At 46.9% G+C, this 12,657-nt stretch carries 10 protein-coding genes; 4 read left to right on the forward strand and 6 right to left on the reverse strand.

Annotation, left to right across the window (positions count from 1 at the left end; genetic code table 11):
* Positions 1-250 precede the first annotated feature (250 nt).
* The 5 genes from DFQ00_RS11765 to DFQ00_RS11785 all read right to left on the reverse strand — a co-directional run bounded on the left by DFQ00_RS11765 (position 251) and on the right by DFQ00_RS11785 (position 7,261).
* On the reverse strand, positions 251-3,043 hold the full coding sequence (locus DFQ00_RS11765; RefSeq protein WP_244213804.1) for a CHASE3 domain-containing protein: 2,793 nt from the start codon (positions 3,041-3,043) through the stop codon (positions 251-253).
* 175 nt (positions 3,044-3,218) lie between these two features.
* Positions 3,219-4,607, reverse strand: a complete 1,389-nt coding sequence (gene fumC / locus DFQ00_RS11770; RefSeq protein ID WP_110896673.1) for a class II fumarate hydratase — start codon at positions 4,605-4,607, stop codon at positions 3,219-3,221.
* A 173-nt stretch (positions 4,608-4,780) separates the two neighbouring features.
* Positions 4,781-5,791: an aldose 1-epimerase gene (locus DFQ00_RS11775; RefSeq protein WP_110896674.1), complete on the reverse strand. Its 1,011-nt coding sequence runs from the start codon at positions 5,789-5,791 to the stop codon at positions 4,781-4,783.
* A 217-nt stretch (positions 5,792-6,008) separates the two neighbouring features.
* Positions 6,009-6,815, reverse strand: coding sequence for an MBL fold metallo-hydrolase (locus tag DFQ00_RS11780; protein WP_110896675.1), 807 nt, complete (start codon positions 6,813-6,815; stop codon positions 6,009-6,011).
* Between the two features lie 179 nt (positions 6,816-6,994).
* Positions 6,995-7,261: a hypothetical protein gene (locus tag DFQ00_RS11785; protein WP_174812094.1), complete on the reverse strand. Its 267-nt coding sequence runs from the start codon at positions 7,259-7,261 to the stop codon at positions 6,995-6,997.
* 267 nt (positions 7,262-7,528) lie between these two features.
* Here DFQ00_RS11785 and DFQ00_RS11790 point away from each other — a divergent pair, with 267 nt between their 5' ends.
* The 4 genes from DFQ00_RS11790 (at position 7,529) to DFQ00_RS11805 (ending at position 11,850) form a co-directional block, all read left to right on the forward strand.
* Complete coding sequence (locus DFQ00_RS11790; RefSeq protein WP_110896677.1) at positions 7,529-8,761, forward strand: aminopeptidase; 1,233 nt, start codon at positions 7,529-7,531, stop codon at positions 8,759-8,761.
* An 88-nt stretch (positions 8,762-8,849) separates the two neighbouring features.
* Positions 8,850-10,082, forward strand: coding sequence for an aminopeptidase (locus tag DFQ00_RS11795; RefSeq protein WP_110896678.1), 1,233 nt, complete (start codon positions 8,850-8,852; stop codon positions 10,080-10,082).
* A 261-nt stretch (positions 10,083-10,343) separates the two neighbouring features.
* On the forward strand, positions 10,344-10,934 hold the full coding sequence (locus DFQ00_RS11800) for an RNA polymerase sigma factor (protein ID WP_110896679.1): 591 nt from the start codon (positions 10,344-10,346) through the stop codon (positions 10,932-10,934).
* Positions 10,912-11,850: a DUF4367 domain-containing protein gene (locus DFQ00_RS11805; protein WP_208643776.1), complete on the forward strand. Its 939-nt coding sequence runs from the start codon at positions 10,912-10,914 to the stop codon at positions 11,848-11,850. Before DFQ00_RS11800 ends, DFQ00_RS11805 begins: the two co-directional genes overlap by 23 nt.
* A gap of 6 nt (positions 11,851-11,856) precedes the next feature.
* On the opposite strand, the gene DFQ00_RS11810 is transcribed toward DFQ00_RS11805, so the two are convergent.
* Positions 11,857-12,384 carry a hypothetical protein gene (locus tag DFQ00_RS11810; protein ID WP_110896681.1) on the reverse strand — a complete coding sequence of 176 codons (528 nt, stop codon included), beginning with the start codon at positions 12,382-12,384 and terminating at the stop codon, positions 11,857-11,859.
* Positions 12,385-12,657: the final 273 nt, after the last annotated feature.

Consider the following 12,657-nt stretch of genomic DNA (forward strand, 5'->3'; position numbering starts at 1 on the left):
GAAATTAAAAAACAATAATCAGCTCATTTTCATCATCATATTCAATCAATGCATATATAAGACAACGAAATCGAATTTGTTGTTAAGTATTATAACATCATTTTTCAAAAAGAAGCTTACATGAAAAAAAATAAAACCTATGGCCTAGAAAGCGCATCGTTATGCGATCTCTGGCATAGGTTTCATATGTTTGAGTATAACAAGCCTGTTTTCCAAATAAAACGCTCCACAGCATAGATGAATCATCACATTAGTTTTTCATTTTCTCGTGGGTCATCCATAATTTCATTCGGGACAATACGTCTTTGACATTCAGTGGTTTGCTCAGATAATCTGTTGCTCCAGCCGCGATGCTTTTCTCGCGATCTTCCTTCATCGCTTTGGCCGAGAGTACAATAATCGGAATCCCGGTCAGGCCCAGCCGCTCCCGAATCTGGCGAGTCGTTTCATATCCATCCATCTCCGGCATCATAATATCCATCAGAATGACATCCGGCTTCAGCCCCCCGTGCTCCAGTAGCTCCAGACATTCGGTACCATTCTGGGCAGAGACCACATTCATACCGTAATGCTCCAGTGCATTGGCAAGCGCATAAACGTTGCGGATGTCATCATCCACAACCAGAATTTGCCGCCCGCTAATCAATGCTTCCTCCAGTGGTGTAAGCCAAATTTCGTGGCTTTCCTCTGGTGTCTGAGATAATGTAGTCAGTGAAGAGTAGGAGGTCAGCGAAGACAAGGTCTGATCTTCCAATGCAGCACTCGTGCCTGCGGCTTCATTCATAAACAATCTTGAATCAAGCTCAACTTGCATATCCGAAATCCCTCTGTTCAGCGGAAGGAACAATGTAAACACACTCCCCTGACCCGGCCGGCTTGCTGCGGAGATCGAGCCCCCCAGCAATGATGCAAGCGATTGCGAGATGGAAAGTCCCAAGCCCGTGCCCCCATATTTGCGCGCTGTTGCACCGTCGGCCTGTTTAAAGGCTTCAAACACCTGAAGCAGCTTGCTTTCCTCTATCCCGATACCTGTATCACTCACACTAAAAGCGATAACGTCTGTCGCTTGACCAGCCCGATCAGAATGATCAAGACTCATTTGAGAGATGGTCAGCGCCACTTCACCCTCACTTGTAAATTTGAAGGCATTAGAGAGCAAATTCCGAAGAATTTGATGCAGCCGCATCTCATCCGTTTCGATCGCTTCCGGGAGAGGACTTTGAAGCTGAATGCGGAAGTCCAGATTTTTCTGCTCCGCTGTCTTCAGAAAATACTGATTCATTACTTCCGGCAGCGTATCCAGATACACTGGGTTAAACTCAACCTCCATCTGGCCTGCCTCAACCTTGGATAGATCCAGAATATCATTAATTAGATGCAACAGGTCTTTGCCTGATCTGTGTATGACGGAAGCATAATTCTGCTCCTCATGACTCAAGTGATGATGTTTGTTCTCAGCCAAAATTTCAGACAATATCAACATACTGTTCAGCGGTGTGCGAAGCTCATGTGACATGTTTGCGAGAAATTCGGATTTGTAGCCCGAGCTCGTGCGCAATTGATCCGCTACAACGGCAAGTTCTTTGGCTGAGCTCTCGGCAGCACCCTTCTGCGCCTCCAAACGTTCATTCAACATATACAGTTCTTCCGTCTGCATTTGCAGTTCTTCGGTCTGGGACTGCATTTCTTCCGTTTGCAGCTGTAGCTTCTCCGATTGTGCCTGTAACTCTTCATTCAGCACCTGAGATTCATCATATAGATGTTGCAGTTCCATCCGAGTAGCCGTGGAATGTAATGAAACACCGAATATAGCTGCCAGCTCCTCGATTAACTTCATGGCCCGCTCCTGTAACGGCTTCATGGAAGCAAGCTCCAGCACAGCAATAACCCGGCCTTCAAACAACACAGGCACAACCGTCAACGAGCTGGCAGATGCAAAGCCCAAGCCAGACGAAATTCGAATGTAATTCTGTGGAAGATCGTTCATTCGCAGCACCCGCTTCTCCAGTGCACATTGCCCTACCATGCCTTGACCCGGTGCAAGCGATATTTGTCCAAGCGAACGTTCCTTCTCGCCATCTCCTGCATAGGCGGCTACACGCAACAAACGATTTTCTTTCCAGTAATACAGCACACCGTATGGAATCTCCAGCAGTGTGGCAAGCTCACTCAGAAACAAGCGCGATAACCCTTCCAGAGTCGTTGGATTTTGCATCAGTGTAGCAATGCCTGTAAGCTGGTCTTTAACACGGTTCTGCTCCTGCACTTCGTCCAGCAATTGATTAGTCTCATACCCGAGATCGGCAACTTCATCCCGCGTTCTCACACGTATGCGCTGCTTCAGATTTCCGCCTTTGGAAATATCACTGATGGTTTGCTTCACTTCGAGCAGCGTTTTTACAATGTTACCCGAGACGATAAAAGCTGCAGCAATAGACACTGCTGCGATCAGGCCCCACAGCGTGTACAGGACAGTCAATAAAGTAGAGCTGCGATTTGCCAGGTCCGTCACCCTTGCCTCGGTCAGCATAATCTCATTATTGCGAAAGGAGGCGAGCTGGGATCGAAGCAGGTCGATCTCATTTTTACCCGGATCAGATTTAAAAAAAGCGATGACCTTGTCCTGATCGCCTTCCTTCTTCAACTGTACAGAGGGTTCACCAGCAATATCAATCCAGCGGATGATATGAGATTTAATGTTTTGCAGACTTTGCTGCTGTGCCGGATTATCGCTAATCAGTGCAATGAGCTGATTGTAATTTGAGTCCCATTCGGAAAGCCCATGAGTATAGGGTTCAAGGTACATTGGGTTCCCGGTAAGCATGAACCCGCGTTGTCCTGTTTCCATATCGAGCACATTTTTTTCAATTGCATTTGTCAGATTATGTACATCCAGATCATGATGACTAATAAAGTCATTTTCCTTCTGCAGTACATCAATCTGGGCCGAAAGTACCGATAAAACTACCCCGAACAAGAGCACAACTACAAGATAGCCCAATACAATTTTGGAGCGTATCGTGAATCTTCTCGTTTTAAACAACGCGTAACCCTCCAAATTTAGACGAGTACAGTATCATACATGAATTCTGTTGCATAAGTATTCTATATGTATCCATATCTTCTGACAAGCATAATCTTGTGCTGACATAAGAAAAACGACCTACTTTCGCAGGCCGTCCTTCCAATGACTTTGTTCATGAATCTTTATTTATAGATCAGGCTTTGGGCGCAATCATTTTGGCAGGGTCTACATATTGATTGAATTGCTCTTCCGTAAGCAGTCCCGTTTGTAAAGCGGCTTCCTTCAAAGATAAACCTTCCTTATGCGCCAGCTTGGCGATTTTCGCAGCATTCTCGTATCCGATATAAGGATTGAGCGCCGTAACCAGCATCAGCGAGTTATCCAGGTTGTGCTTGATCTGATCCAGATTCGGCTCGATGCCCACGGCACATTTATCATTAAATGCAACGATGGAATCAGCAAGCAATTGCACGGATTGCAGGAAATTATAGATGATAACCGGCTTGAACACGTTCAATTCAAAGTTACCCTGGCTCGCAGCGAAGCCAATCGCCGCATCATTACCCATGACTTGCGTCACAACCATCGTAATCGCTTCGCTTTGTGTAGGATTCACTTTGCCCGGCATAATAGAGCTGCCTGGCTCATTCTCTGGAATGCTGATCTCGCCGAGACCGCTACGCGGGCCACTTGCCAGCCAACGCACATCGTTAGCAATTTTCATCATATCCGCAGCGAGCGCTTTAACCGCACCATGTGCATACACAACTTCATCATGGCTTGTCAGTGCATGGAATTTATTCGGCGCAGAGACGAAATCTTTGCCTGTATGTCTGCCAATTTCTTTGGCTGTGAGATCACCGAACTCAGGATGTGCATTAATTCCAGTTCCGACAGCAGTACCACCAATCGCAAGTTCCTTCATATATTGAACGCTTTCACGAATCATACGCTCACTCTTGCCCAGCATCGCTTCCCAGCCACTGATCTCTTGACCCAGCGTGATTGGTGTCGCATCCTGAAGGTGGGTACGTCCAATTTTGATGATGTCTTTAAACGCTTCCACTTTTTCAGTGAAAGTGGCTTTCAGCACTGAAATGGCCGGGAGAAGCTGATCCTCTACAGCCAGAACACCTGCTACGTGCAGCGCCGTCGGGAACGTATCGTTAGAGCTTTGCGACATATTCACATCATCATTCGGGTGCAAGCGCTCGTCGCTTGCCTTCTGTTCCAACAGCTGATTTCCCAGGTTGGCAATGACTTCGTTCACATTCATGTTAGACTGTGTTCCACTACCGGTCTGCCATACGACGAGCGGGAAATGATCGTCAATACGTCCTGCAATAATCTCGTCTGCCGCATAAGCAATGGCATCTGCCTTTGCAGCTGATAACTTGCCTAATTTATGATTGCTGGCCGCAGCACTTTTTTTCAAAATAGCAAGAGCGCGCACAACTTCCATCGGCATATGCTCGCGCCCGATCGGGAAATTCTCCTTACTGCGCTGCGTCTGAGCGCCCCACAGCCTGTCGGCTGGTACTTTCATTTCGCCTAACGTATCTCTCTCAATGCGGTATTCCACTTGCTTGTCCTCCTCCAAAAAGTTGGTCTGGGTCTCTACAAAGCTTGTGTATCTCGTCATATTATACATGATTTACGAGCAGGTTTTCACCTTTTCGACAAAATTGTAAGCGCAGCACAAAACAAACTGAACCTGCAATGTCTAGCCTATAAAACTATTGAAAGCAGTTGAAACTATTTCGCAGCAGCAATCGGATACAAACGGCTGGATTGCTCGAAGATCTCACCCGGCTGCAGGCCAACCAGACCGATCTCTTCCGCAGAGACACCTTCCACGTTAGGTGCATTAACCAGATTCATCTGCGGCTCGGGACAGAAAAACTCATTACAAGCATTGTTGTTCCAGATCATCCAGTGTTTATAGGATGTACCTACATCGTACACCAGCTTGTCTCCCGTGCGGTGATCGGTAAGCTCCATGTAGTTGCGGCCGTTTTGCGGCTCCGCTGTATAGTGGTTGTCCATCGCTGCAAAAAACGGGCTAACCCCGCCCTGTTTCAGCTGCTCTTCTTCCGGTGTAAGCGGTTGAAATTGTCCTGTCGGCAGAGAGCGCTCATTTAATTCACGGCGCTGGCCGATCGTCACTTTGGCCGTATAATCCGAAGACTGGCTGCCTGGGGCAAAAGGTACATTAATGGCTGTATGGAATGCAAACAAATTCGGCATATACTCGGTCCCGGTATTGTTCACCACTAACTGTTGCAACAGACCTTGACTGCTCAAGGAATAACGAAGAGTTACCGTAAAGGAGAACGGCAAATATTTGTAAAATGCATGACCTTCTCCGATGCTCTGGCTGAGCGAAACGTAACTTTCCAGATTGTTCGAGCCATATCCCTCCAGCTTCCACTCTGCATCATGTAAAAATCCGTGCAGATGGTTGCCAGTTGCAGGCTCGTTAACAGGCAGCTGATAGTCCTTCCCATTCCACGGGAAGCGACCATCTTCATAACGGTTTGGCGGGGATAGGATGGGAATGCCATAGACTGCGGGAGCCGCCATAAACTCTTTCATATCGTCCTGATTCGGCTCGCGCAGATAGCGATATCCTTTTTCCGTATCCCGAAACGCAACCAGGTTGGCCCCAACACTAGGAATGACCGCTGCTTCAAATGGACCGAATCGCAGCCATACCGCCGGAATGCCTCCAAATTGTTCTTCAAATGCTGTATTCTGTTGTGTCATCGTTATATGTACCTCCTGCATACTAAGGTTATATGATACGGCTCGACTATATCATGACTGCACATAAAATAACAATCTGAGATCGAGAACAAATTAAACATTCCTGAACATTTGATAACAATTCATCGCAACTGCTCGCAAAACAAAAAAGACAGCTGATCGTTCCGCGCTGTCTTGGCCTGTTGCCCACTCAACCCCTAAGCTGGGCTTTAACATATCAATCCACATATTTGCCATGCTTCGGCACCGTATCCTCCAAATTCTCATCAAGCTGTCGAAGTGATGCATACAGCATCTCACCGCTTAACTTATGCCCATGTCCAGTTATGGCCACACTGGGCTCCAGCTGCCTGATGCTTTGAACAGATTCATGTGCCGTATCCCAATCGGTTGTAAAATAAGCAGGCTGGCTGTGCAGCTGTTTGTCCTGAAGCAGAACACTCCATAAGGATTCCTGCTTAACTGTAACGATGGCATCGCCAGCAATCAGCAAGCGATCCACTTCACGAAACAAAGACACATGCCCCGGGGTATGACCTGGTGTATGCAACCAGCGCCAGCCCGTCAAGCCTGGTACCGAATGATCCAGAGGCAGACTGAACACCCGATCATCCAGATTAATCGCCTCGTTAGGATACGTAAAAGATAATCTCGCCATCAAACCTCCTCCAACGGAGGGATCTGCCGGAGGGTAATCTTTCAGGCCCGTCAAATACGGAATTTCCAATGCATGCGCATATACAGGCACTCCCCAGAACTGCTCCAGTTCAACCACGGTTCCCACCTGATCGAAGTGACCATGCGTTAAAATGATAGCCGATGGCGGTCCCTGGAAACGCTCGGATGCCACATGAACAATGTGTTCCGTGAAATTGGGCATACCCGTGTCCACAAGAACCCAACTCCTGCTTCCCGGCTCTCCAATGAACACGACATTCACAAAGAGGGTACGTAAACTCAGAATATCAGAAGCCACTTCCTCATATCCGGTCATTCCAGATGTCATCAGATTGTCAAATGTCATTCACAGTTACCTCCCATCAGGTGAATTGTCTCTCTGCTTATGTTCATCTCGTAGATTTCCCTTTTTTGGATCATCTATTCGCCATCAGAATCAAATAGACGGCGCACGCCCTGTTAGGGCATACACCGTCTAGTATAGTCATGCAGATCGGACAATAGAACAAGAACATGAGCAGCCCATTAAGCCGGGTATGCATCCAGAGCTGCATCAAGCAATTGATTGTACAGATCATCATCATTTTCAAGCAGCTCGTCCATTTTCAGCAGTTCTTCCTCATCTCCGGATTGCTCGGTAAAATGCAGACTGTAATCCCAATCCTTTCCGTTCTTACTCATAAACGTAATTTCATATACGGACTTGTCACCCTCAATCTTGAACACGGTGCTTCCTACAAAACTTTTTTCGTCCTCACGGCGCATCTCAGCGCGAATAATTTCAATGCTCACTCTCATACTCTCCTTTTAATCTCTCGTTTAAAGCAAATCTCAACATTTTGCACGCAGAGCGTTCTTTAACATGCTGGATTTTCAACTTTTCTCCAACTTTCTGGCAAAGCTGTTTGGTAATTATTATTGGTTAATTGTACAATATATATCGTAGCAACGTATACATTATTCAATGAAGGACCTTGATGACTCCTTACACTATGGTAATGAGGACTTTGAAAAGCCCACCAGCTACGATATTCATATCACATTGGAGGAAAAAATAGCATGAACAATTTTGAATCGAAACTCCAGCAATATGCTGAACTTGCGGTAAAGGTCGGGGTCAATGTTCATCCTGGACAAACTCTTGTCGTGAATGCGCCGATTACAGCAGCACATTTTGTACGCTTGATTGTCAAAGCCGCTTATAACACAGGTGCCAAGCTTGTCAAAGTCAACTGGAGCGATGAGACGGTTACACGCCTTCATTATGATCTGGCCCCGGATGAGGCTTTCTCCATTGAACCGAAATGGTTCGCAGGAGAAATGACCGAGCTGGTTGAAGAAGGTGCAGCAATCCTGCATGTTATTGCGGAAAATCCAGACCTGCTGAACGGTGTTGCTCAAGAACGCATCGTAACCAGCCAGAAGGTGCGCGGTAAAGCGCTGGAGAAATATCGCTCTTATCAGATGGCCGACAAGTTCAGCTGGTCCATCGTCGCTGTTCCCTCCCCGGAATGGGCCGCTAAAGTATTCCCGGATCTGCCTGAAGCGCAGCAAGTGGACCGCTTGTGGGATGTTATTTTCAAAACGGTACGCATTGGTGAACAGGACGCTGTGGCAGAATGGAAAACTCACCTGCACAACCTGGATTCCCGTGCCGACCTGCTGAACAGCAAAAAATACAAAAAGCTTCACTATACTGCTCCGGGTACAGATCTGACTATTGAACTTCCAGCAGGCCATATCTGGGTATCCGGCGGCAGCGTGAACGAGCAGGGTCATGTGTTCATTGCCAACATGCCGACAGAGGAAGTCTTTACTGCTCCGCTGAAAACAGGTGTAAACGGTACTGTTCGCAGCACCAAGCCGCTTAGCTATGGCGGTAATCTGATTGATGGCTTCTCCCTCACCTTCAAGGATGGCCGCATTATTGATTATACGGCTGAGCAAGGTCTGGACGCACTGAAAAATCTGATTGAAATGGATGAAGGTGCACACTATCTGGGCGAGGTCGCTCTTGTTCCGCACCAATCCCCCATTTCAGATACGAACATTCTGTTCTACAATACATTGTTTGATGAAAATGCCTCCAATCACTTGGCCATTGGTAATGCTTATGCCTTCTGTCTGGAAGGTGGCAAAACAATGTCCAAGGACGAACTGATCGAGCACGGTATGAACTCCAGTCTCACACATGTCGATTTCATGATTGGTTCCGGCGAGATGAACATTAATGGTGTGACTGCTGAAGGAGCAGAAGAGCCTATCTTCGTAAATGGAAACTGGGCTTTCTAATCAGCCCTGGCGTATAGAGAGAGGAGAAATCTCCTCTCTTTTCCTGTGTCTACACATAAACTTGCTGAACATAATGGAGGGGTATCCCATGTTAACTTTTGAACAGAAGCTGGAGAATTACGCTGAACTTGCGGTCAAGGTTGGAGCTAACGTGCAGCCAGGCCAGGTATTTGTCATCAATGCCATGATTGACTCGGCTCCACTTGTGCGGCTGCTTGTGCGCAAAGGGTATGAAGCCGGTGCAAAGCAAGTGGTTGTGAAATATTCGGATGAGATCGTTAACCGCCTTCGGTTCGAGCTGGCCCCTGAGGAATCTTTTAACGAACCGCCCAAATGGCATGCAGCCGAGATGGAGGAGCTGGCAGCAAACAACGCAGTTTTTCTGACCATTCTATCCTCCAGCCCTGATCTGATGAAGGGGATTGATCCCGACAGAATATCTGCACATCAACGTGCCTATGGTCAGGCGATGAGCACATACCGGCAGTACCTTCAGGCAGATAAAATGAGCTGGACTGGCATCGCTTGCCCTTCACCAGATTGGGCAGCCAAAGTGTTCCCGGACCTGCCTGCGACAGAGCAGATGAATCAGCTGTGGAACGCGATATTTGCCGCCGTGCGTGCAGACGTTGACGATCCCATTGCTGCGTGGGACCAGCATATTCAACAACTGGAGTCCCGTGCTGTTGCGCTCAACAGCAAAAAATATAAAGCACTGCATTATCTCTCTCCGGGAACCGATCTGACGGTGGAGCTTCCTGAAGGTCATATTTGGGCTCAGGCAGGAAGTGTAAATGAGAAGGGTACTCCGTTTGTAGCCAATATCCCCACGGAGGAAGTATATACGGCTCCGGCAAAATACGGGGTAAACGGCAAAGTAACCAGCACCAAACCGCTTAGTTACGGGGGGAGCATCATTGATCGCTTTACTCTTACATTCGACAAGGGTCGGATTGTTGATTTTCATGCAGAGGAAGGTCTGGAAACGCTGGAGCGTCTGATTTCAATGGATGAAGGCTCACATTATCTGGGCGAGGTTGCTCTGGTGCCATTTCACTCCCCCATCTCCGAAAGCGGCATTCTGTATTACACCACGCTGTATGATGAGAATGCATCCTGTCATCTGGCGATCGGCAGTTCTTACGCGTCCAATATCGAAGGTGGCAAAACGATGTCATCCGAGCAGCTCGCAGCCCGAGGCATGAATGCCAGCATCACGCATGTCGATTTCATGATGGGCTCTTCCGAGACGAGCATCTACGGCATTACAGCAAACGGCGAGCGTGAAGCCATCTTCCTGAATGGCAACTGGGCATTCTGATACAGGTTATGAACCAGCGGCCTACCAGCTATACTTCAACAGACGATTTTGCAGCTACTTATTGAACAGAGGATCTTTAACTTCAATAGGTAGTTTGCAGGAACGTCTGTTTTTTATTTTTCAGCAAACGTCAGACAGGGTCAGAACTCCATGTTTTCAGGACGTAAATCAGGTCTAACGGACATTGTAACGTTTCCATAATATGTTGTAAAATGTAATGATACCAATGTTTGTGGACTGTTGACCAGAAAGGAGAACATCATGGCCAATCGGCTCCAGCTTTTGCTTGCTTCAGATTTTCATCAACTAGGACCTGTACTTCAGGAAGAAGTGTATTACGAATATTATAATATGGTATATGGATTAATCGTATATATCATCAAGGAACGCGCAGCAGCAGAGGATATTATTCAGGAGGCATTTATCAAAATTATTAAAAATAAACCTCTTTTTGAAGACGAGGTCAAACTCAGAGCCTGGCTCAAGGTCGTTACCCGAAATACTGCAATTAATTATTTGAGAAAAAATAAAAATAACCGTAACCAACTGGACACGGACAGTGTTTTTATAGATATAGAGACGATGAATCAGACAGCCGCTTCGGTCGAAAGCATGGTCGAAACGCAGATGATGCAGGAATCCATCGAGTTGTATCTCTCACAGTTAAAGCCGGAATACCGCGTGCTGGTGGAGCTTCGCTGGAAGGAAGGCTTATCCTATAGGGAAATTGCAGAATTACTGAATACGACAGAAGACATTGTAAAGCAGCGTTTATTCCGAGCCCGAGGTAATATAAAGAAGAAATTACATAAGGAATGGGGTGGAAATGTTGAACAGAGGCAGGCAAAATAAGATCGAAGAAAAACGGGATTCAGGCCTGGAAGACGAATATTTTGATGCGGCGTTTGAGCAGGCTTTTGATGAAGCTTTCCAGCAGGCTGCCTCCGCCCCTTCTGTCTCGCGTAACGAATCCATGCACCAATCCTGGCAGAAAGTACAACAGGAGATTGATAAACTGGGCGCCCGCAAACGGAGAATGCGTACCTTGAAATTGTCTACCATTGTTGCGGCCTCCGTAATGGTTGGAGCTGTTATTTTCAGTCTGCCCTCCGGTACCCAAGCAGTATCCCCCATTGTGCAATCCATTAAAAATTGGAGCAATGGCATGAAATCCATCGTTGTTGAAGATCAGTCTGTGCAGCGTGCTCCCGATCCCTCTACGGCCAAAACACCACCACCACCCGACAGGGAACTAAGCGCGGTTCATGAGGAAGAGGGCCAGTTTCCTGCCTTTGATCTGGATCAACATCTGTTTCGCCCTGTTGCAGTGACAGAACAGGTTGCTCGTGGCGGATTTATGGGAGAATTTATTATCTCCAAGGCCATTCCTGCCCGCTTTGACAAAATAAAATATATGCTGATGCTGGATACGGAGAACCCGGTGAATGAAGACAATTACTACGAATCCGACCGGATGAGAATCCGCTACACGGTCACAGGCAAAACGGAAGACGAAGAGCTGATGATGTTCGATTACGAATATGTGATGCCTGGACAATCCATTGAGAAAACGTCTCTGCGCGAAAGTGAAATTGTGAAGCTCATTGATGGTAGTGAAGCACTAGTATATGTCGGAGAACCCTTCAATTCTATTCAGTGGATGACAGGATCACTCAGTATGAGTCTGTTTGGAACGATAAACCAGGAAGAGATGATTGCGATTGCGAATGATTTTCTGGAGCAAAGCTCTCCCGCAAAAGTTAAATAAACTACATCAGAACAAAATACTGCTTGAAGTACGTGTAACCTGATCTGACACCGTTCCATCATTAGCCGTATGAACACTAACGATGCGATAATAATATCCGGCAATGACATCCCAATCGGAACCTGCATAAAGCACACTTGTGTCCGTCTGAGAGGAAGAGCTTGCTTTGTGCACGATCCATGCTGTCCCTGTCCAGCGCTCCAACCGATATTGGATGGATAAGGTCTTCATGTTCTTGAACGTCATTGTCGTTGTTTTTACGATAGCTTGAGGCCCCTCTCCACGGGTTAACTTACTCTCTGCTTGATAGATATGTACAGGTTGTTCGACTCGTGAATGAATGGAATACTCCTGAGGGGTGCGCGGCGGTGGAGCCGTTCTTGCACCAGACATCGTTTTATTTATAGGATTCGCTGTAGCTGAATGGACTTCGGGCAGGACCAGTAGAGCCGGGGTTATCAATGCAAGCACGATGGCTACTTTGAGAATAGGTGATCGAAAACTTTCTTTGCTCCGTACACGGTTAGTATTCATCATCATTCCTCCTCTGCATTTTTGGTGTAATCTATTAAACGGGCGAACCAAAGCGCTGGTTTCAAAAAAAACAGGACGCACCGATTTTAAATCGGCAGCGTCCTGTTGTATTTTCCGAGGAAACAACATTCCTGAAACTTAAATTATTCTAACCCGTATGAAGAACTACGTGAGGACATCGTCGTATGACTAAGCCTAAGCGTTGTTCATCCATAAGCAAAATGCAGATCCTGACCCACATCAGGCCTGAATCTGCATTACTCACGTCACGTA

The organism is Paenibacillus barcinonensis (assembly GCF_003217495.1).
GTDB lineage: Bacteria > Bacillota > Bacilli > Paenibacillales > Paenibacillaceae > Paenibacillus > Paenibacillus barcinonensis.

Coding starts and splice junctions, on each gene's coding strand:
- DFQ00_RS11775 (WP_110896674.1), bottom strand. CDS start 5,791: ATGACACAACAGAATACAGCATTTGAAGAACAATTTGGAGGCATTCCG.
- DFQ00_RS11780 (WP_110896675.1), bottom strand. CDS start 6,815: ATGACATTTGACAATCTGATGACATCTGGAATGACCGGATATGAGGAA.
- DFQ00_RS11790 (WP_110896677.1), top strand. CDS start 7,529: ATGAACAATTTTGAATCGAAACTCCAGCAATATGCTGAACTTGCGGTA.
- DFQ00_RS11795 (WP_110896678.1), top strand. CDS start 8,850: ATGTTAACTTTTGAACAGAAGCTGGAGAATTACGCTGAACTTGCGGTC.
- DFQ00_RS11800 (WP_110896679.1), top strand. CDS start 10,344: ATGGCCAATCGGCTCCAGCTTTTGCTTGCTTCAGATTTTCATCAACTA.
- DFQ00_RS11810 (WP_110896681.1), bottom strand. CDS start 12,384: ATGAATACTAACCGTGTACGGAGCAAAGAAAGTTTTCGATCACCTATT.